A 19,162-nucleotide genomic window follows, 5' to 3' on the forward strand; every position below is an offset into this window, starting at 1 on the left:
TCCTACAGCGGTATATAAGTTAGTCTTAAATCTTGCCCGACTTGTCTGACGTCGCGCAGTTTTAACTGCTTTTTATCGGCCATTTTTTCTAAACCCGGCAGGTTAAACAACCCGCGTCCCTGGTCGCCCAAAACACAAGGAGCCATGTAGATCACATATTCGTCGATCAATCCTTCCGCCAGTAACGCGCCGTTAAGTACGGGACCGGCTTCAACCAGAAGCTCGTTGATTTGCTGTTCCGCTAAACAAGCCATGACCGCATGTAAATCCAATCGACCATTTTTGCAAGGCAGTTGATGAACTTCAAAGCCCGCTTGTTGTAACGCGCTTTGTCTTTGTTGATCTTGCGAGCCAGTCAAAACCAAGCTACGCCCCGGTAATTTAACCATTTGGGCCGTAACCGGCATATTCAGGTGCGTATCCAGCACGACCCTGACCGGTTGTTCAATATCTTCATCGATACGGGCATTTAATGACGGATCGTCGGCCAAGACCGTATTAATGCCCGTTAAAATTGCCGAGCTTTCCGCTCTTAATCGATGCACATCGGCCCTGGCTTCTGCCGAGGTAATCCATTGACTTTCTCCCGAAGCCATCGCGGTGCGTCCGTCCAGGCTCATCGCCAACTTGCTGCGCACAAACGGGCGGTTGACAGTCATCCGTTTGATAAAGCCGCGGTTTAACGCCTGCGCGTCTTCCTGCAATACGCCGCAGTAGACTTCAATCCCGGCGGCTTTGAGTTTTTCCAGGCCGCGCCCGGCTACTAAAGGATTCGGGTCCTGCATTGCCGCAACAACCCGGCCGACTCCGGCTTTGATCAATGCGTCGCAACAGGGAGGCGTTCTGCCGTGATGGCTGCAAGGCTCCAGCGTAACGTAAGCGGTTGCGCCGTTGGCGTCCGCGACATTTTTTAACGCCTCAACTTCGGCGTGGCCCTGACCGGCTTTAACATGCCAGCCTTCGCCGATTATCAGATCATCCCTGACTAAAACGCAGCCCACGCGAGGGTTCGGATCGGTCGTATAGCGGCCTTTTTTAGCCAGGTTAATGGCTCTTGCCATATAAAAAGTATCGCGAGGCACCGGCATTATTTCTTTTGTAAATCTTCAATCATATCGGTGAATTCACTGACATCCTGAAAACTGCGATACACCGACGCAAAACGCACGAAAGCCACATGATCCAATGAGCTTAATTCTTTCATGACTTTTTCGCCTAATTCCTGAGCGGATATTTCCCGCTCGCCGAGTGCCCGCAAATCCTTTTTTATCCGGTTGATCGCCGCTTCAATATCGTCACTGCCTACCGGACGTTTTTCTAAGGCTCTGAGCATACCGGAACGCAGTTTATTTTCCTCAAAAGGCTCACTTATGCCGTTACGCTTAATGATGCGGGGCAGCGACAACTCTGCCACCTCATGGGTAGTAAATCGTTCTTTACAGGCGCTGCATTCGCGTCGACGGCGAACCTGGTCGCCTTCATTCGCCAATCTGGAATCAAGAACCCGCGTATCTTGCGCCCCACAAAACGGACATCGCATAGTTAAGCCACTGTTTTTTTTTGTTTAACGCCGACCATCCAAGGATGGAGGAAATACCGCTTACTGCCGGGAAGCAGCTGCGGCAAAATCAGCCTTCAATTTTGATAACCGTTAATTTTATAACACTCCGCATTTTATCTGTATTTTATTTTTCTAAACTATACTGTAGCCACCTAAAATATACCGCTTAAGACTTTAGCAAATGAAAGAACAAGAAGGTGTCATAAAGTACCAACTACATCATACGCAACAGCCGATCAGTCACCTTTTATCATTAACAGAAATTAATGCTTGGCGCACGATTGCCGTCCGCCTCGGTCTGATCGGTCAAATCCCCGAACGATACGATAACATTGGTTTCGGCAATATCAGCCAAAGACTCGCTCCCGATAGCTCGCAATTTGTTATCAGCGGAACTCAAACCGGACATATCGAACAGCTTAACCCGGAGCATTATTGCCTTATCGTCAAGGCCGACCCGCATCAAAACCGGCTTGAATCCTGCGGACTTTGCAAACCTTCTTCGGAATCGCTGACCCACGCCAGTATTTACGCCCAGGACATGTCTATCCAGACAGTCATTCATGCCCATAGCCCTGAAATATGGAAGCATACCGGGTCGCTTGGTCTACCGCACACTAAGGCTGACGTACCTTACGGTACGGTTGAAATGGCGGCGGCTGTCGAGCACTTATTCCAATCCGGCAAACTCATGCAAACTTCGCTGTTTACCATGCTCGGACATGAAGACGGAGTGGTGGCTTTTGGCAAAAACATGCGCGAGGCCGCCTGGGAACTGATCAAATATTTGTCGTTGGCTATCGGCGTTGAACAGCAAGGTATTAACCGATAAAATGCCGCGCATTTATTCATTAGCAACTCTTAAATAAATATGCCCGAAATACTAATTTACACGACGAACATTTGTCCTTATTGCATTATGGCCAAGCGCCTGCTCGACAAAAAAGGCGCTCATTATAAAGAAATCAACGTAGACGCCAACCCCGGCTTAAGAGAAGAAATGATGCGTAAAACAAAGCGCCGGACGGTTCCGCAGATCTATATCGGTGATTATCACGTAGGCGGCTACGACGACTTATATGCGCTGGAACAACAAATGAAACTGGATGATTTGTTAGCGGCCGCATAGACTGCCGCACACTGTCACCGCAAAGAGCCTGAAACTTATTTTTTTCAAGCTCTCTGCGGCCTCTTTATGCAATTATCACAAACCTCTTGAAATATCCTTTTTAATATCGTCAATATTTTCCAAACCGACAGAAACCCTGACTAGACCGTCCTTAATACCGGCTGCGGCCCTGACTTCCGGCGTCAAGCGGCCATGCGTGGTGGTTGCCGGATGGGTGATAGTGGTTTTGACATCGCCCAAGTTTGCGGTAATCGACAACATTTCGGTCGCGTCGATCAGTTTCCAGGCGTGCTCTTTGCCGCCGGTCAATTCGAAACTGACGATACCGCCGAAATAGTTTTGCTGGCGCTTGGCCAGTTCGTGCTGCGCATGCGACGGCAAGCCCGGATAATGCACCTTGGCGACGCCGGGTTGCTGTTCCAGCCAAAGAGCCAGTTCGAAGGCGTTTTCGCAATGCGCTTTCATCCTGACCGCCAGCGTCTCCAGGCCGGACAAAAATACCCAAGCATTAAACGGGCTCATAGTCGAGCCGCCGGTGCGCAGATAAGGATATATATGTTTTTCTATAATTTCTTCATTCGCAACGACCGCGCCGCCGACGCAACGCCCCTGCCCGTCTATATATTTAGTTGCCGAATGGACGACAATATCCGCACCGAGTTCCAGAGGCTTTTGCAGTACCGGCGTACAAAAGCAGTTGTCAACGATCAACAAGCAGCCGTGTTTATGAGCGATGTCCGCAAGCACCGAAATATCGGCAATTTCGGTTAAGGGATTGGACGGCGTTTCCAAAAACAAAAAACGGGTATTCGGTTTGATCGCGGCTTCCCAAGCAGCCGTATCGATCAAATCGACGAAATCGGTTTCAACCCCGAATTTGCCGAAATAATTTTGGAACATCAATACCGTATTGCCGAATACGCCGCGCGAACAAACCACATGATCGCCGGCCTTAAGCAAACCCATGCCGACCGCCATAATGGCAGCCATGCCGGACGAAAATGCCAGACAGCGCTCGCCTTTTTCCATTAACGCCAAACGGTCTTGAAAAGCGGTGACCGTCGGGTTATTAAAGCGGGAATAAATATTGCCCGGTTTTTGTCCGCTAAAGCGCAAAGCGGCTTCTTCAGCGCTCTTGAACACGTAACTGGAGGTTGCAAAAATCGGGATGCTGTGCTCATCTTCATGAGTACGCCGATGCCCGACTCTTATCGCTTGAGTTTCCAGAGAGTAGTTGTTCCAATCAATGTCTTTCATTTATTTTTAACGTCTTTGTTTGCTAGTAAAACGAACGTAATTTAACAAGTGTATCTCTTATACCTTGTGCCTTTACTTTTGAACCTCGATTCTCAATCAACATTTTGCATTTCGATAATGAAATTTTCCGAGTTTCTTTGCGCTTGCGCACTGTCATTACGTAAAGCTTCAATACGCTCCAGATAGGCGTCGTCAATATCGCCGGTAATATATTCTTTACTAAAGCAAGACGTGTCGAAATGTCCGATATCCAGGTTACCTTTGCGAACCGCATCGATCAGGTCATTCAATTCCTGATAAATTACCCGGTCCGCGCCTATTGCCTCGCACACCTCCTCTTCTGTGCGGTCATGGGCAATCAGTTCGTGAGCGGCCGGCATGTCAATGCCGTAAACGTTCGGGTAACGGACCGGAGGCGCGGCAGAAGCAAAGTATACTTTTTTAGCGCCCGCATCCCGTGCCATTTGGATAATCTGCTCGGATGTTGTACCCCTGACGATTGAATCATCAACCAGTAATACATTCTTGCCTTCAAATTCAAGACCGATCGCATTTAACTTTTGCTTGACAGACTTTTCCCGCATTTTTTGGCCCGGCATGATAAACGTCCGGCCGATGTAACGGTTTTTTATAAAACCTTCACGGTACTTTACGCCCAGCAGGTTTGCCATCTGCAAAGCCGCTGTCCTGCTGGTATCGGGAATAGGGATAACCACATCGATGTCATGATCGGGCCAGTCTCGCTGAACTTTTTTGGCTAATTTTTCACCCATACGCAGGCGGGCTTTGTAAACCGAAATATTATCAATAATGGAATCCGGGCGCGCAAAATAAACATATTCAAAAATGCATGGACAATGATCGATTCTTTCTGCGCATTGTTTGGTGTGCAATACGCCCGATTCTTCAATAAATACCGCTTCGCCAGGTTCTATGTCTCTAATCAGATCAAAGCCCAATACATCCAGAGCCACACTTTCGGATGCGATCATAAACTCCGAGCCTTGGTCGGATTTTCTTTCGCCGAATACGATAGGTCGAATACCATGAGGGTCCCTGAACCCCAAAACCCCGAACCCTGCAATCATAATCACAACCGCATAAGCCCCGCGGCAACGGCGATGCACGCCCGATACCGCCTGAAAAACATCGTCCACGCTTAAATCCAATTTACCGAAAGTCTGCAATTCGTGAGCAAATACATTCAGCAAAACTTCGGAGTCGGAATCGGTGTTGATATGACGCTGATCTTCTACAAATAGGGCTTTTTTCAACTCTTCGGTATTCGTTAAATTGCCGTTATGAGCAAGCGTCAAGCCAAAAGGAGAGTTTACGTAAAAAGGCTGCGCTTCTGCGGAGCTGGTGCAGCCGGCTGTCGGATAACGTACATGAGCAATACCCATGTTGCCTTTCAGTCTCAACATCTGGGCATTGGTGAAAACATCACGGGCCAAACCGTTCTCTTTCCTTAAATGTAAGCGCCCGGCCTCGCAAGTCACGATGCCGGCGGCATCCTGACCTCTATGTTGCAAAACTGTCAGAGCGTCGTATAACTCTTGATTAACAGTTTGATGTGAAACGATAGCAGCAATACCACACATTATTTTTTAACCTGCATTGTTTTATAAAAATTAGCGAAAGGAATTAACGATAACTGATGTATTCCGCCAAACCTGGCGAAAAATGGTCTCGCAGCCATACTGCGGACATCTGAAAAGGTGGAATCAATGTTGAATCTTTCCACCAGGAATCTTTGGGTAACGGCGTTAGGCCCGCAACGATGACAATGACGGTAACAACAACCATGCCGCGAAAAATGCCTAACACCATACCCCAAAAACGATCCATAAAGGTCAACTCGGTTTTCTTCGTCACTAAGCTGACCAGAAAACCGATTAAACCGCCAAGACTCAGCGTAATTGCAAATAAAGCCATAAAAGAAGCCACAATCCGGACCAGCTGATTTTTGATAGCCGGTTCCCAAAAGACGGAAAAACTGCGACTAAACATCAAGCTTACCCAGACTGCCAGTATCCAGAATGCTAGTGAAAAAACTTCCTTGGCAAATCCGCGCAATAGCCCGGTCACAAAGAAAACAAAAATAAGCCCAATAAAAGTAAAATCTATCCAGATCATGCCGTCATTAAACGCATCACTCGGACATCAGGATTGCCTTGATGTTTTGTTTATCCAGTCTTGACTTCATTGCGGCGGCCTTTTTTCCATCAAGCTCAGGACCTACCCGCAACCGGTATGAAACGCCTTTATCTGTTTGAACGGTATCCAATGAGGCAGGCACTCCCTGTTCATGCAAGCTCTCCCAAAGAGACATCGCATTTTCTTTCTTGCTAAAACTGCCTAGCTGAATATACCAACGCACCATTTTTGGATTCGCTTTTGGCTCAGCCGACGGTTTTTTAGCTTCCGCTACAGCGGCGGCCAGACTCTTTGCACTATTAGGTTGTTTAGGAGGGGCTGCGGTAAAGGTAGTAGCGCCACGCTCATCAATTACCGGCTCTTTTTTTACAATTACCGGCTTTACTGTTTCAACAATCTTTTTAACCTTTGCAGGTTCTTTCGTTATAACTTCTACGTTAGGTTCTCTAACAGGTACTTTCGGAACTATATTTTTGCGAGCGGCATCCGCAACCTCTGCCGATAAAGATTGATCAACAGGAACTTGCCGCGGACGAGACTTGGGGCGAACTTCTTCAGGGTCGGCGACTTCTTCCACATTGCCATCTTCTTTGGTATAGCCCTCGGATTCAGTATACAAAGATTCTTCGGATTGCCCTGATTTCGACTGACGACCCGCTACAGGTTCATCGATAATTTCTTCTGCTGCTCCGGTACTTTCAATCGTATCGCCGGAAGTTTCAGCCGATAACGGTTCCGGATCGGGCAGTTTTGCAACCTGGTCGGCACTGGTTGGTAATTTATTGGCTGTATTGGTTGCGCCAGTTCCAGTCGGAGCCGGGATATTTAACTCACTGACTAACTGACCACTATTATCAACAGGATCATCGAACAGCATCGGGATAAAAATAGCACATAGTGCCGTAACAACGACGGCACCAATTAAACGTTGTTTTAATTCATGATCCATTTCGTCTACTCACTTATTCTCAAATTCAACCAAGCACTCAGATACTAAAAAAAAAGATCCAAAAACCAGCAACAGGTCGCCTTCCCGCGACTGTTTTTTCGCAGCAGAGAATGCTTCGTTAAAGCTGTTAAAACCAAAAGCGACATTGGTTACCGAACTTTGTGAAAAAATTTCACGCATAACGGATTCCGATGCCGCTCTAGGATTTGCCAACGGTGCAAAAAACCAGTCATAAACCACATGATTCATAATTTCAAGGACGCCGGCAATGTCCTTGTCTTTCATCATTGAAAAGACGGCATGAATACGTCTGCCCGGAAAGACAGTTGTTATGTAATCGGCCAGCGTTCTGACTGCTTGCGGATTATGCCCCACGTCGAGCAGCACTGGAACCTCACCGTCGATCAGTTGAAAGCGCCCCGCTAAATGGACACTTTTCAACCCTTGCTTAATCGATGCCTCAGTTACCGGCAAGGTTTCAGCCATCTGGGTCACGGCTAAAATGACGGAGGATGCATTGCGATATTGATGCTCCCCTTTTAATCCCGGTTCCGGTAATTGTAATATTTGTCGATCGCTAAAAAACCAATCCCATCCTGTCGAATGCTTTTTATAACCGAAATCCTTGCCGATACGATACAACAAAGCATGCCGCTCAACAGCGCTTTGTATTAACGATTGCGGAGGTTCCGGATCGCCTATGATAGCGGGCGTTGCGGCCCGGAAAATACCGGCTTTTTCGCGTCCTATGGCTTCCCGCGTGCCGCCCAGCCATTCAATGTGATCAATGCTGATACTGGTGATTATTGCCGCATCGGGATCGATAATATTGACTGCATCAAGCCGCCCGCCTAAGCCCACTTCAAGCAATTGAACATCAACATCGGCACGCCGGAATATATCCAGCGCGGCCAATGTGCCGAATTCAAAATAGCTTAATGAAGTATTGCCGCGTACCGACTCTATTCTTGTGAACGCTTTGCAGATTTCGTCATCGGATACCGGTTTGCCGTTTATTTTTATTCTTTCATTATATTTCAGAATATGCGGCGAGGTATAAGCGCCTACCCGATAACCTTGCGCCGTATAAATCGACTCAAGATAAGCAATAGTCGAGCCTTTGCCATTGGTTCCGGCAACAGTAATCGTTGGCGGTTTTACATAATCGGGGTTAAGCGCATGAAAAACCTGCGCCGCCCGCTCTAAACCTAAATCAATCAGTAAGGGGTGTGAGCTTTCCTGCCACTTCAGCCAGTCCTGTAGCGAATCAAAACCTGTCATTAACCGATATTAAAATCAGTCTTCCGAATCCGAGTGATGTTCGGCATCATTCGCTTCAATGTCTACAATCGCTGTTTCTTCAACAACCGCGCTAACTTCCTGTTCAACATCGGAAGATTGTACAGACGATGCTTTATTGGCCATCAACAAAGCTAAAATGCTGGCTATTTTGTCGCGCATCTCGCGTCTGTCGATAATCATGTCGATAGCGCCATGCTCCTGTAGAAACTCGCTACGCTGAAAACCTTCCGGCAATTTTTCCCGGACGGTTTGCTCTATGACACGAGGTCCTGCAAAACCTATCAACGCATTGGGTTCGGCAACATTGATGTCGCCCAACATGGCCAAACTGGCCGAAACGCCGCCCATGGTCGGATCGGTCATGAATGAAATGTACGGAATGCCGACTTCGGATAACTTGGTTAATGCGGCACTGGTTTTTGCCATCTGGAACAACGAAAACAGCGATTCCTGCATGCGCGCGCCGCCGCTGGCCGTAAACACGATAAAAGGCACGCCCAGTTCGAGGCTCTTGTTGACGCCGCGAACAAATTTTTCGCCAACCACCGAGCCCATCGATCCGCCCATGAAGCCAAAATCAAAAGCTGCCGCAACGATATCGCGGCCTTTTAGCTGGCCTTTGATTACAACCAGCGCATCGTTTTCTTTGCTCTGTTTTTGCGCTTGGGAAATCCGGTCCTTATATTTTTTACTATCCTTGAACCTTAGCGGGTCGACAGGCTTAACATTTTTACCTATCTCTTCATGATTGCCCTCATCCAGGAACATGTTCAACCTTGTTCTGGCTGAAATGCGCAGGTGATGCTCACATTTCGGACAAACGCTGAAGTTTCTTTCCAGTTCCGTGTTGTAAAGGATTGCATTACAGCTAGGGCACTTGTTCCACAATCCTTCGGGTACAGTATTTTTCTTGGACCCTTCGGTTCTAATTGTTAAAGGGATTAACTTCTCAAACCAACTCATTCGTATGCCCCGTTGTATTTCATCATCGTATTTTAACCCCGGCTCTTATCAGCTATCCATTGCTTCGCGCATAGCTTTTAATAATTCGACTATCTCATTTTTTGCGCGTTCAGGATCATCCAGATTGGCTTCGATCTTGCTGATCAAGGCGCTGCCGATTACCGCGCCGTCGCCTAAATGTGCAATTGTTTTTGCAGTCTGCGCGTCTTTAACGCCAAAGCCGATAGCAACGGGCAAGCGCGTATTCGCCCTGATTTGATTGAGCTTTGCTTCAACATCGGCAATATCCAAATGCCCGGCGCCAGTGACGCCTTTCAACGAGACATAGTAAAGATAACCACTGCCGACCGCGTCCATTTTCTTGATACGCTCTTCGCTACTGTTGGGCGCCAACAGGAAAATCGGATCAATGTCGCGAGCCTTTAGCAATGCGGCGCATTCTTCGGCTTCTTCTGGAGGCAGGTCAACGGTTAAAACACCGTCAATCTCGGCTCGTTGTGCGGCATTCGCAAAATCTTCATAGCCCATGGCTTCAATAGGGTTGACGTACCCCATTAGCACCACCGGCGTATGTTGATTAGTTCTCCTGAATTCCAATGCGAGAGCCAATGTGCGTCTTAAGCTCATTTTATGGGCCAAGGCGCGCTCGCTGGCACGTTGAATGACCGGGCCGTCGGCCATTGGATCGGAAAACGGCACACCCAGCTCAATCACATCGGCACCTGCCTCAACCATTGCATGCATCAACGGCAAGGTGAAATCGGGTCTTGGATCGCCGGCAGAAACAAATGGAATTAGCGCCTTGCGGCCTGTTTTAGATAGTTGTTCAAATGTAGCGGCTAATCGACTCACAGTGCTATCCCCTCGCGTTGCGCCATGGTTTGCATGTCTTTATCGCCGCGGCCGGACAGACAGGCAATAATAATGTCATCTTTGCTCATGGTTGGTGCGAGCTTCATCGTGTAAGCCATCGCGTGACTCGATTCCAAAGCAGGAATAATACCTTCCATCCGAGTCAATGAGTGAAAACCTTCCAAAGCCTCGTTGTCGGTAATATTGACATACTGAGCCCTGCCGGTATCTTTCAGCCATGCATGCTCAGGGCCAACGCCCGGATAATCCAGGCCTGCCGAAATCGAATGCGTTTCGATGATTTCACCGTCGTCATCTTCCATCAGATAAGTGCGGTTACCGTGCAGAACGCCCGGACGGCCTGCGCATAAAGGCGCGGAATGACGGCCTGTTTCGATGCCGTCGCCGGCTGCTTCAACGCCGATCATTTTTACCGAACGGTCGTCAATAAAAGGGTAAAACAAACCGATTGCATTCGATCCACCGCCGACACAGGCGACCAACGCATCGGGCAAGCGTCCGGCTTGGTCCAGACATTGCTGTCTTGCTTCGCGGCCGATGATGGCTTGAAAATCCCTAACCATCGCTGGATAAGGATGCGGGCCTGCGACGGTGCCGATAATATAAAAAGTATTATCGACGTTGGTTACCCAATCCCTGAGCGCTTCGTTCAATGCGTCTTTTAGGGTTTTTGAGCCGGATTCAACAGCAACAACTTTTGCGCCGAGCAATTTCATTCGATAAACGTTTAAAGATTGTCTCGCAACATCGACCGCGCCCATGTAAACCACGCATTCCAACCCCAATCGCGCAGCAACGGTAGCTGTCGCAACGCCATGTTGGCCGGCGCCGGTTTCAGCAATAATACGGGTCTTGCCCATGCGTTTGGCCAATAAAGCCTGCCCAATCGTATTGTTGATTTTATGAGCGCCGGTATGGTTCAAGTCTTCGCGCTTCAAATAAATTTGCGCACCGCCCAGCTCGCGGCTCCAGCGTTCGGCATGATATAAAGGCGAAGGCCGGCCTACGTAATGCTGTAAATCGGCATCCAATTCGGCTATAAACTCAGGATCGTTTAGATACTGCTGATAAGCGGCATTCAACTCCTGAATCGGCGGGATCAATGTTTCTGCGACGAACATTCCGCCATAAGGGCCGAAGTGCCCCCGCTCATCGGGCATATTATATTTTTCTGTCATATTATTATTCTGTTACCCTCATTAACTTCACGTACGAATGCTGCCATCTTTAGCGCATCCTTTACACCTTTTTCCGCTTCTACACCGCTACTAACGTCCAATGCATAAGGTTTTACCGCCTGTACCGCCTGTCTGGCGTTATTTTCATCTAAACCGCCCGCCAGTATGATGGGTAGCTCACAATGCTCAGGAATCCTGTTCCAATCGAATCGGCTGCCTGTCCCGCCTTTCGCTCCCGGATGATACGCATCCAGCAGCAACCCAGCCGCATCATGATATTGCCGGGCCAGGCTTGGAATGTCGATGCCATCCTGCATCCTGACCGCTTTCATATAACGTTTACCATAAAGTCTGCACGCTTCAGCGGGTTCATCGCCATGAAACTGAAGACAATCGATAGGCACCTGTTCCAAAACCTCGCGTATTCGCGAGTCCTGTTCGTCAACAAACAAAGCAACGACCGAAACAAACGCCGGCAGCGCATTAACAATCTTAACCGCGTGATCAATATCAACGTTTCTTGGGCTGGGCGGATAAAACACCAACCCGATTGCATCCACCCCTAGCTGGGCTGCGTAAACAGCATCTTCAACACGGGTAAAGCCGCAAATTTTAACGCGAGTTCGCATAAAGTGATATTAGAAATTTAACCAAAAAAAGCTAGCCGCCTAGAATAACATAAAACGGCACTCTAATTTGTCTGTAATTAACAAGCTCATCAATAAAAAAGGCCGACGTAAAATCGGCCTTTTTCGCTATGACATTGAAAATCAAGCAAGACTTGACTCACAACTCAAGCTCAAAATATTTGCCGCTTTTTCTTAAAATCAGCATCTTCATTATGCACATCGACAAATTACGTTTAGTAAAAAACTATTTATTCATGCGAGTGCGAATGAGCATGTTCATGATCGTGTTCATGTTCATGAATTTCAACAGCCGAAACCGGAACGGCTTTAACAGCCACTCCATACTTATAGACCATCAAACCGCCTAAATCGGCGCCCAGCATCATCAACCCACAGAGCAACGTCGCCAGCGCCAGGAAAAAACTGTTTGCTCCACCCTGAATAACTCCGCCGGTTCTCAAACGCCAGACCGACAATAATGCCGCTAACGAAAGCACAGACACCCCAAAATGTTCATGCCGTTCCATAATGGCATGAACATCCTCGCCATGAGGTACGGAATTTGCCGCAATAAAACCGGCGATCACCGTAAACAAGGCGCCTACAGTCCCCAAATAAAGCAGCCAGCTTGCGGCATTACGGCATTGTTGCTTTTTCGCCAGAGTACCGACCACATCCAAAACCCAAAAAGTCGACAAAAACGCGAGAGGAAAATGAACCAACATAGGATGAATATTATCCATATTGGCAAGACCGGGCATTAGGCTCGGGAAAATACCCGGCGAATCATGCGCGGTAAGTCCTTCAAAAAAAGCCAGCAGACTTGCAATATTGTCAGCAATGCCGCCGCCGTGGTCGGCTCCGCCATGAACTTGGAAAGACAAAAAATTATTCATATTAACCATCACTATTATTGATAATGAGTAGATTGTCTGCTCATATGCCCTTTGGGTATAAGAAAGACAATCTACTTGATATTTAAACAATTGCAAATACGCTTCACAACGTCTCCGTACGGCTCAATCGTGACGCTTGGCGTCAACCGGCAATTTATCGAACACCGGATGTTTGGCAATACCGTAATGCTCGGGATAATAAACCGCACCCAAATACAAGCCGTCGGGAGGCGCGGTCACACCACCCAACTTCCGGCTTTTCACCTCAAGCAGTTCCCAAGTCCAATCCAGCGGTTGTTTTCCGGCACCGATATCCATCAACACGCCGGCAATATTCCTGACCATGTGGTGCAAAAAAGCGTTCGCGGAAAGATCGATAATGACCTTCTCCCCTTCCCGGTAAACATCGATAAAATACATTTCCCGGCAGGGACTTTTGGACTGGCAGCCTTGCGCCCTGTACGAGGAAAAATCATGCTTGCCGATCAAGTACTGCGCAGCCTGGTGCATTTTATCGGCATCCAGCGGACCGGGACGCCAAGTCGCCTGGTTGCGCAGTAACGCCGACTTGATAGCCCGGTTAAGAATGACGTAGCGGTAAAAACGCGCAATCGCGCTGTATCGGGCATGAAAATCCCCTACCGCCGGCTTTACCCAGATAATCCTGACGTCGTCCGGCAGATTACTGTTACCGCCCCGCAACCATGAGTGAGGGTCGCGTTCTACTTTGGCGTCAAAATGCACGACCTGCTCCAAGGCATGCACGCCGGTATCGGTTCTGCCGGCGCATTGCACGGTAACAGGGTGGTTGGCGACTTTCGATAAAGCTTGCTCAAGCACCTGCTGAACGCTGCGTTGATGGGTTTGCCACTGCCAGCCTGAAAAACCGCTGCCGTCGTATTCGACACCTAAAACGATACGCGTCATACCGTCCCCTTGGGCACGCCGCGAAACATTAAAACCTTACTCATGAATATAAACTTTAACCCCAACCTTAATCCTATTAAACAACTCCAATACGTCGGCATTTTTCATCCGGATACAGCCATGCGAGCCGGGACTGCCATTCATTAACTGATCGGGACAGCCGTGGATATAAATATACCGCCAAGTCGTATCGACTTTGCCATAACGGTTCTTGCCCGGCTCCAGGCCGCCCAGCCACAGAATTCGCGTTAATATCCAGTCGCGTTGCGGTTGCTGCTTGCCCAAAGCGGCGCTGTAAATTTCACCCGTGGCGCGTCTGCCGACAAATACCGAATTTAACGGTTGACCGTCACCGATCTTGGCCCTGATTTTATGCCAGCCGGTCGGCGTGCATTCGCTACCCATCAGTTCGCCCGCGCCTTTTCTGGCGGTAGAAACCGGGTAACATTGCACGCTGTCTCCGCCTTCATAAACGGTCAATTGCTGGGTGGCGATACAAATATCCAGATAATCCGTCATTTTATTTCTTGAATAAAGCAATCGACTCGACGTGACCGGTTTGCGGGAACATATCCATGACTCCTGCTTTAATCAGTTTATAGCCCAGCTCGTTAACCAAAATCCCGGCATCGCGAGCCAGCGTCGACGGATTGCACGACACGTAAACAATTTGCTCGGGTTGCCATTTTTTAAAATGATGCAAGATTTCGGAAGCTCCGGCCCTGGACGGATCGAGCATGATTTTGTTGTATTTCCGGTTAGCCCAAGGCTGGCCGCTAATATCCTTGCTTAAATCGGCCGCATAAAATTCAACGTTTTCTATGCCGTTATGGCGGGCGTTTTCTTTCGCGTGATTAACCAACGGTTGATCGCCTTCGACGCCGACCACATTGCCTGCAAATCTTGCCATCGGCAACGTAAAATTGCCCAGGCCGCAAAACAGGTCCAGCACCGAGTCGTTTTCATTCAACGCCAAGGTCTCCAGCACGCGGTTAATCATTTGCCGGTTAATGTCGTAATTCACCTGCGTAAACATTGCCGGCTTGAATTTAAACTCCAGGCCCTGATCCGGCAGCGCATAAGTTGGAATTACTTCCGGTTCTCCGTCGAGCGGCACGATGGTGTCGGGACCTTTGGATTGCAGGCACATCGATATGTCATGCTGACGGCCGAATTCGCGCATCCGTTCCTTGTCGGCATCGGTCGGCGGCTCCAGCACCCGGAACGACAACACGCATTGCCGATCGCCGATAGCGACTTCAATCTGCGGAATTTTGTCCCTGACGGTCAAACCGCCGATCATTTCCGACAACGCGATCAGCTTAGTGCCGACAATAGGGTTCATCACCACGCAACTGTCAATTTCAGCCAAATAAGGATGCCGTCTTTCCCTAAAACCGACCAGCACCCGGTTCTTCTTCTCGACGTATTTAACGCCCATCCGCGCTTTGCTGCGATAACCCCAATGCGGGCCTTCCAGCGGTTGCCAAAGTTCGGGGATTTCGGTTTTACCGATGCGTTTGAACTGCTCAATCAGCAAATCCTGTTTGATGCGAATTTGCGCGGCCGATTCAACGTGCTGGAAACTGCAACCGCCGCACACACCGTAATGCGGGCACAACGCATCGACGCGGTCAGCGGCGCGGCTCAACAGATTAACGACCTTGCCTTCCGCATAATCCTTACGGCTTTCGGTATAAACAAACTCCACCTCCTCGCCCGGCAGCGCCTCATCGATAAAAATCACCTTACCTTCAACGTGCGCCACGCCGCGCCCGTCATGAGCCAACGATTCTATAGCGACTTTAACCGGGGTTTCCGGTAACGGTTTTTTAACTCTCTTTCTTCTTGCCATGTTTACTTTTGTTTCCAGCTTCCAGAGGATTGATACCACCAGCCCGGCTGAGCATTGCTCACCCAACGGCCGGCAAAACTTGATTTAATTTGTGCGGCCCATTCGGGATGGCCGTTGGCATTGGCAATCGCATGGTAAAGACTTTGCCGATCCGCATTTTCCGCGGCGACCAGCTTGTTGACCTGATTCCTGTCCTTAAGCGCTATGTCGTCAATATCCCTGACCGCCAGCAAACCGTCCGCTTGTATGCCGATATAGCCTAATGTATACAAAGGTTGCAGACTGGCAAAGCGGCCTGCCATCGCCGCGCGCAACTGCCTGATTTCGGCACTATCGATTGCCAGATTTGCCTGATCGGCTTGAGCCGGCGGCACCACCATATTGATTGCCGAATCGATTAGCTGATACATGCTCACCTGCCAATCAGGCAAACTTGCCTTGGGTTTGGGTTCCGTTTGTTGCGGGGTGTTTTTCTGTATGTCTTGAATGATTTCATCCGCGGCTTTTTCAGCGGCGGCAGCGGGGAAATAAATATTGATAGTGACGCAGGCAGTCAACATTATTGCGCTAAATAAGGATAGTTTTCTCATATGGTTCTCTAAATTGATTGTAGCTATTCGGCGTATTCCGAATAGAACACGGATTAAACGGATAATCACGGATTTTAAAAGCATTATCTAACGTGGCTTGGGCTAAATATCCGTGTAAATCCGTCCTATCCGTGTCCCGTTTTCTATGTGCTGATAGTTACAATTGATTTTAAAATACGCCGTAATCGCCTAGGCCGCACGTTTCAGTCAAGGCGGGAGATTATAGCCGATCGCATCAATTCGGGGCAGGCCGGTGTTGATAAGGGTTCGGAGTTCAATATTCCGGACTAAGAAAATTTAGAGATATGAGTCACGCCGTTGAAAACAATCATCAAGCCGGCGGATGCTGCACCCCGATCATTTTGACATACCGGGCCAATTCCTGGCCCGGCTGCATTAGATTAAAACGGCAATTTTACCCGGTACTGATTCAGCCGCATCTGTTATTCCGCGACAAGCTTCGGAACACTGCCCATAAGAAAAAAACATCAAAATACATTCGTGCAACTTTCCCTGACTTCCTTAAGCTCTACAGCAATCTCCCGGCGCATACGAAAATCGCGCTTGGTGTGGATAATGTTGTAAGGAATGTTCGGATTTTTTTCATATTTGACGGCGGTGCGGATGATGCCGATCCATTGCCGGTCGTTATCTTCCATTTCTTTAAAGCGGTTACGAATGCGCTCCAGTTCCTGGTTGCAGTAAGTAATAAAGCCTGCGGCATAAAATACGCTGTTTTTCAGGTAATCCTGCAAGGCAGCCAAATCGCCGTTAATTTCGGCAACAACGGACTCGAAATCACTGGGTTCATTTACAGTGGCCGTATTTTCCAACTCTTCGATGACCTTTTTGACAGGAGACGGCGCTTCGGCGGTAACTGCATTAACAATATCCTGTATGACCTGGTTTTTGGCGGTCGGTTTTTCCGCTGCTTTGGCGCGGCTGACAGTGCCGCCTTGAGCTAGTTTTGTCCACAACCCGTAACGCAGGTAGTTGGTAAGGCCGCCTTCGCGTTTAGCTTTATCGCTGCCTTGATAAAATGCTTCCAGCGTTTTAATTTCAGCAGCGCGTTCTTTCAATAAACGTTCACGGGCCTGCAAAGGTTTGGCAATGAATGCTTCAACCGCAACGCGGCTAAAACGTAAAAACAGCACTTGAAAGCCGTGACGAATACGCGCTTGTTCAAGACTTTCGTCAACATCGGAATGCAGCAAGCTTTTGCGCACTTCTTCGGTATCCCACAACAGGCTTTGCGTTTTAAGAGCGATCTGATCGATAAGCGCTTGTAGTGCTTGCGCCAATTGGTCGGTCAGCTCGGTTTCAAATTTTTTCTGGATTTCCCGGAATAATTCCTCGCGAATTTTATAATTGCCTTCGCGCGGATCGGGCATTGAAATGGTGCCGCCTGCCGTATAGATGCGCTTTAACTCGTCAGCCTGGGCTGTGTTCAGGTTGGACAGCAAAAACTCGATTTTTTCATCGTAGGATGAATGCAAGGCGGCCAATTCGTGATGTTCCGAACCCAACGCATCGGCTTCTTTACGGCCTTGGATAACCTCGGCATACCAGGTATCGAAGTCTTTTTTGATGCGCTGCCATTCCCTTCCCCACCATTGATTAAACTCTTTGCCGAGCAAGTCGTCTTCTTGAATTTCAGTTTCATCGAACACGCCGTAAATCGGTTCAAGCTTTAGCAACACTTCGTTAGCGATTTGGCGAATGTTGCTGACCAGAGCGTCGCAGCGCCTTTCCAAAACGCCAGAGCGCTCATTGTCGATGTAGTAATTTATCGATTCTTTTAAAGCAGCCATGCCGTCGTTGATGCCGAGCTTTTTCATCTTCGCTTTGTCGTCAGCGCTTTTAGTCCGTCTTAACGTATCCTCGGAAGGAATGCCGAATTCGACCAAATGAGCGCGCGCGCACACCGGAATTAACCGGCGTTCAGGCACTGACGGCCAATAGCTGCGATGCTTTGCATAGGTCTCTTTAAAATCGATTTGATCGTCCATCGCATCGGCTTGCGTGAGTACCACAAAGACTTTGTCGGAAACCTTGATAGTAGGATCTTCGGAATCGGCAATGACCAGCATTTCTTTCTCCGGCCCGGTAATCGAAGGTTGCTTCATTTCCTTCGCATAAATAATGGCATCGCAGTTTTTCAGCCGTTCGATCGCTTGCTCGGAGTGCATTAAAATACCCGAATTAAAGCCCGGCACGTCATGAAAAATAATGTCGCGGTCACTGCGTAAACGCACGGTTTTTAATTGAATACGCTTGATCGCCAAAGATTGGGCCCGGTTTTTAAACACGGCCGATTGCAATTGTTCGCTGATTTCGCCAATATCGGTAAAGCGCTGAGTAAAGCCGTTTTTCTGCTTCGAAAATACTAAAATATCGCTAAGGTGCTTTTCCGTATCGTCGAAATCTTCTTGTATTTCTTTGCGCTCGCGTTCGCCCAGCGTACCTAACAATGCATCGCGGCGCTGTAATTGCAGCTTGCTGATTTCTTCCTTGGTGTAATACTGGATGAACAGCAATTGGTCCTGTTCGGTTTGCGCAGACCATATCTCGGTACTGGTAAATGTGCAGCGCTCCCGCGCGGACGGCAAAATTTCCTGCCCTAACCAAGCATTCAATAGCGCACTTTTGCCGGCCTTTTCCAAACCGATTACGGCGACTTCAAAACGATTCGCATGTAAGCGTTCTAATTGGCGCTCTAAACGCGGCCGCTCAATATTAAGTCGTCTCAGTAAATCCTGGGAAATATCCACACCGGTTTTATTGCCTAGCGTAATTAGTTTATCTGCCAGTACCGACGTTTTTTCCAGTCTGGCCAATTGTTTTTGACAGGTTTCTAACCAAGTAGTCATGAGTGTTCCGAATTTGCAAGAGAAAT

General features: G+C 48.5%; 19 protein-coding genes. 2 read left to right on the top strand and 17 right to left on the bottom strand.

The features are described 5' to 3' along the window. Nucleotides 1-2 precede the first annotated feature (2 nt). Both ribD and nrdR read right to left on the bottom strand, forming a co-directional pair. A complete protein-coding gene (gene ribD, locus EKO24_RS18240; RefSeq protein WP_127027425.1) occupies nucleotides 3-1,088 on the bottom strand; it encodes a bifunctional diaminohydroxyphosphoribosylaminopyrimidine deaminase/5-amino-6-(5-phosphoribosylamino)uracil reductase RibD in 1,086 nt (361 codons plus the stop codon). Beyond that, nucleotides 1,088-1,540, bottom strand: coding sequence for a transcriptional regulator NrdR (gene nrdR / locus EKO24_RS18245; protein WP_127027426.1), 453 nt, complete (start codon nucleotides 1,538-1,540; stop codon nucleotides 1,088-1,090). The genes ribD and nrdR overlap by 1 nt, the downstream gene beginning before the upstream one ends. 202 nt (nucleotides 1,541-1,742) lie before the next feature. On the opposite strand from nrdR, the gene EKO24_RS18250 reads away from it, so the two are divergent. Together EKO24_RS18250 and grxC are read left to right on the top strand one after the other, a co-directional pair. Further along, the gene (locus EKO24_RS18250; protein WP_127027427.1) at nucleotides 1,743-2,393 is read left to right on the top strand and encodes a class II aldolase/adducin family protein; all 651 of its coding nucleotides are present in this window, start codon (nucleotides 1,743-1,745) and stop codon (nucleotides 2,391-2,393) included. A gap of 39 nt (nucleotides 2,394-2,432) precedes the next feature. Further along, nucleotides 2,433-2,690 (top strand): glutaredoxin 3, encoded by a 258-nt coding sequence (gene grxC, locus EKO24_RS18255; protein ID WP_127027428.1) that lies wholly within the window; start codon nucleotides 2,433-2,435, stop codon nucleotides 2,688-2,690. Nucleotides 2,691-2,765: 75 nt separating this feature from the next. Here grxC and EKO24_RS18260 read toward each other — a convergent pair whose 3' ends face one another. The 15 genes from EKO24_RS18260 to EKO24_RS18330 all read right to left on the bottom strand — a co-directional run bounded on the left by EKO24_RS18260 (nucleotide 2,766) and on the right by EKO24_RS18330 (nucleotide 19,136). Beyond that, the gene (locus tag EKO24_RS18260) at nucleotides 2,766-3,947 is read right to left on the bottom strand and encodes an O-succinylhomoserine sulfhydrylase (protein WP_127027429.1); all 1,182 of its coding nucleotides are present in this window, start codon (nucleotides 3,945-3,947) and stop codon (nucleotides 2,766-2,768) included. A 92-nt stretch (nucleotides 3,948-4,039) separates the two neighbouring features. Then, nucleotides 4,040-5,548: an amidophosphoribosyltransferase gene (gene purF, locus EKO24_RS18265; RefSeq protein WP_127027430.1), complete on the bottom strand. Its 1,509-nt coding sequence runs from the start codon at nucleotides 5,546-5,548 to the stop codon at nucleotides 4,040-4,042. 43 nt (nucleotides 5,549-5,591) lie between these two features. Next, entirely contained in the window at nucleotides 5,592-6,083 is a 492-nt protein-coding gene (locus tag EKO24_RS18270) for a CvpA family protein (protein WP_127027431.1), read from the bottom strand. Nucleotides 6,084-6,099: 16 nt separating this feature from the next. Further along, a complete protein-coding gene (locus EKO24_RS18275; RefSeq protein ID WP_127027432.1) occupies nucleotides 6,100-7,053 on the bottom strand; it encodes an SPOR domain-containing protein in 954 nt (317 codons plus the stop codon). A gap of 9 nt (nucleotides 7,054-7,062) precedes the next feature. Further along, nucleotides 7,063-8,334, bottom strand: coding sequence for a bifunctional tetrahydrofolate synthase/dihydrofolate synthase (gene folC / locus EKO24_RS18280; RefSeq protein WP_127027433.1), 1,272 nt, complete (start codon nucleotides 8,332-8,334; stop codon nucleotides 7,063-7,065). A 15-nt stretch (nucleotides 8,335-8,349) separates the two neighbouring features. Further along, on the bottom strand, nucleotides 8,350-9,324 hold the full coding sequence (gene accD, locus EKO24_RS18285) for an acetyl-CoA carboxylase, carboxyltransferase subunit beta (protein ID WP_241674669.1): 975 nt from the start codon (nucleotides 9,322-9,324) through the stop codon (nucleotides 8,350-8,352). A gap of 42 nt (nucleotides 9,325-9,366) precedes the next feature. Beyond that, the gene (gene trpA, locus EKO24_RS18290) at nucleotides 9,367-10,170 is read right to left on the bottom strand and encodes a tryptophan synthase subunit alpha (protein WP_127027435.1); all 804 of its coding nucleotides are present in this window, start codon (nucleotides 10,168-10,170) and stop codon (nucleotides 9,367-9,369) included. Then, nucleotides 10,167-11,369 carry a tryptophan synthase subunit beta gene (trpB, locus tag EKO24_RS18295; RefSeq protein ID WP_127027436.1) on the bottom strand — a complete coding sequence of 401 codons (1,203 nt, stop codon included), beginning with the start codon at nucleotides 11,367-11,369 and terminating at the stop codon, nucleotides 10,167-10,169. Before trpB ends, trpA begins: the two co-directional genes overlap by 4 nt. Next, complete coding sequence (locus tag EKO24_RS18300; protein ID WP_127027437.1) at nucleotides 11,366-11,998, bottom strand: phosphoribosylanthranilate isomerase; 633 nt, start codon at nucleotides 11,996-11,998, stop codon at nucleotides 11,366-11,368. The genes trpB and EKO24_RS18300 overlap by 4 nt, the downstream gene beginning before the upstream one ends. A gap of 248 nt (nucleotides 11,999-12,246) precedes the next feature. Continuing rightward, a complete protein-coding gene (locus EKO24_RS18305) occupies nucleotides 12,247-12,894 on the bottom strand; it encodes a DUF2231 domain-containing protein (protein ID WP_127027438.1) in 648 nt (215 codons plus the stop codon). 123 nt (nucleotides 12,895-13,017) lie between these two features. Next, on the bottom strand, nucleotides 13,018-13,821 hold the full coding sequence (gene truA, locus EKO24_RS18310) for a tRNA pseudouridine(38-40) synthase TruA (protein WP_127027439.1): 804 nt from the start codon (nucleotides 13,819-13,821) through the stop codon (nucleotides 13,018-13,020). A 36-nt stretch (nucleotides 13,822-13,857) separates the two neighbouring features. Further along, nucleotides 13,858-14,340: a L,D-transpeptidase gene (locus EKO24_RS18315; protein ID WP_127027440.1), complete on the bottom strand. Its 483-nt coding sequence runs from the start codon at nucleotides 14,338-14,340 to the stop codon at nucleotides 13,858-13,860. A gap of 1 nt (nucleotide 14,341) precedes the next feature. After that, complete coding sequence (gene rlmD / locus EKO24_RS18320; protein ID WP_127027441.1) at nucleotides 14,342-15,676, bottom strand: 23S rRNA (uracil(1939)-C(5))-methyltransferase RlmD; 1,335 nt, start codon at nucleotides 15,674-15,676, stop codon at nucleotides 14,342-14,344. A 2-nt stretch (nucleotides 15,677-15,678) separates the two neighbouring features. After that, nucleotides 15,679-16,266 (bottom strand): YdbL family probable chaperone protein, encoded by a 588-nt coding sequence (locus tag EKO24_RS18325; RefSeq protein WP_127027442.1) that lies wholly within the window; start codon nucleotides 16,264-16,266, stop codon nucleotides 15,679-15,681. Between the two features lie 488 nt (nucleotides 16,267-16,754). Beyond that, on the bottom strand, nucleotides 16,755-19,136 hold the full coding sequence (locus EKO24_RS18330; protein ID WP_127027443.1) for a dynamin family protein: 2,382 nt from the start codon (nucleotides 19,134-19,136) through the stop codon (nucleotides 16,755-16,757). Between the last annotated feature and the right edge of the window lie 26 nt (nucleotides 19,137-19,162).

Source organism: Candidatus Methylobacter oryzae, from assembly GCF_003994235.2.
Classification (GTDB): Bacteria; Pseudomonadota; Gammaproteobacteria; order Methylococcales; family Methylomonadaceae; genus Methylobacter_A; species Methylobacter_A oryzae.

Bases quoted from the DNA above. Each gene is read 5' to 3' on its own strand.
- ribD (WP_127027425.1), bottom strand. From the start codon at position 1,088: ATGCCGGTGCCTCGCGATACTTTTTATATGGCAAGAGCCATTAACCTG.
- nrdR (WP_127027426.1), bottom strand. From the start codon at position 1,540: ATGCGATGTCCGTTTTGTGGGGCGCAAGATACGCGGGTTCTTGATTCC.
- EKO24_RS18250 (WP_127027427.1), top strand. From the start codon at position 1,743: ATGAAAGAACAAGAAGGTGTCATAAAGTACCAACTACATCATACGCAA.
- grxC (WP_127027428.1), top strand. From the start codon at position 2,433: ATGCCCGAAATACTAATTTACACGACGAACATTTGTCCTTATTGCATT.
- EKO24_RS18260 (WP_127027429.1), bottom strand. From the start codon at position 3,947: ATGAAAGACATTGATTGGAACAACTACTCTCTGGAAACTCAAGCGATA.
- purF (WP_127027430.1), bottom strand. From the start codon at position 5,548: ATGTGTGGTATTGCTGCTATCGTTTCACATCAAACTGTTAATCAAGAG.
- EKO24_RS18270 (WP_127027431.1), bottom strand. From the start codon at position 6,083: ATGATCTGGATAGATTTTACTTTTATTGGGCTTATTTTTGTTTTCTTT.
- EKO24_RS18275 (WP_127027432.1), bottom strand. From the start codon at position 7,053: ATGGATCATGAATTAAAACAACGTTTAATTGGTGCCGTCGTTGTTACG.
- folC (WP_127027433.1), bottom strand. From the start codon at position 8,334: ATGACAGGTTTTGATTCGCTACAGGACTGGCTGAAGTGGCAGGAAAGC.
- trpB (WP_127027436.1), bottom strand. From the start codon at position 11,369: ATGACAGAAAAATATAATATGCCCGATGAGCGGGGGCACTTCGGCCCT.
- EKO24_RS18300 (WP_127027437.1), bottom strand. From the start codon at position 11,998: ATGCGAACTCGCGTTAAAATTTGCGGCTTTACCCGTGTTGAAGATGCT.
- EKO24_RS18305 (WP_127027438.1), bottom strand. From the start codon at position 12,894: ATGAATAATTTTTTGTCTTTCCAAGTTCATGGCGGAGCCGACCACGGC.
- truA (WP_127027439.1), bottom strand. From the start codon at position 13,821: ATGACGCGTATCGTTTTAGGTGTCGAATACGACGGCAGCGGTTTTTCA.
- EKO24_RS18315 (WP_127027440.1), bottom strand. From the start codon at position 14,340: ATGACGGATTATCTGGATATTTGTATCGCCACCCAGCAATTGACCGTT.
- rlmD (WP_127027441.1), bottom strand. From the start codon at position 15,676: ATGGCAAGAAGAAAGAGAGTTAAAAAACCGTTACCGGAAACCCCGGTT.
- EKO24_RS18325 (WP_127027442.1), bottom strand. From the start codon at position 16,266: ATGAGAAAACTATCCTTATTTAGCGCAATAATGTTGACTGCCTGCGTC.
- EKO24_RS18330 (WP_127027443.1), bottom strand. From the start codon at position 19,136: ATGACTACTTGGTTAGAAACCTGTCAAAAACAATTGGCCAGACTGGAA.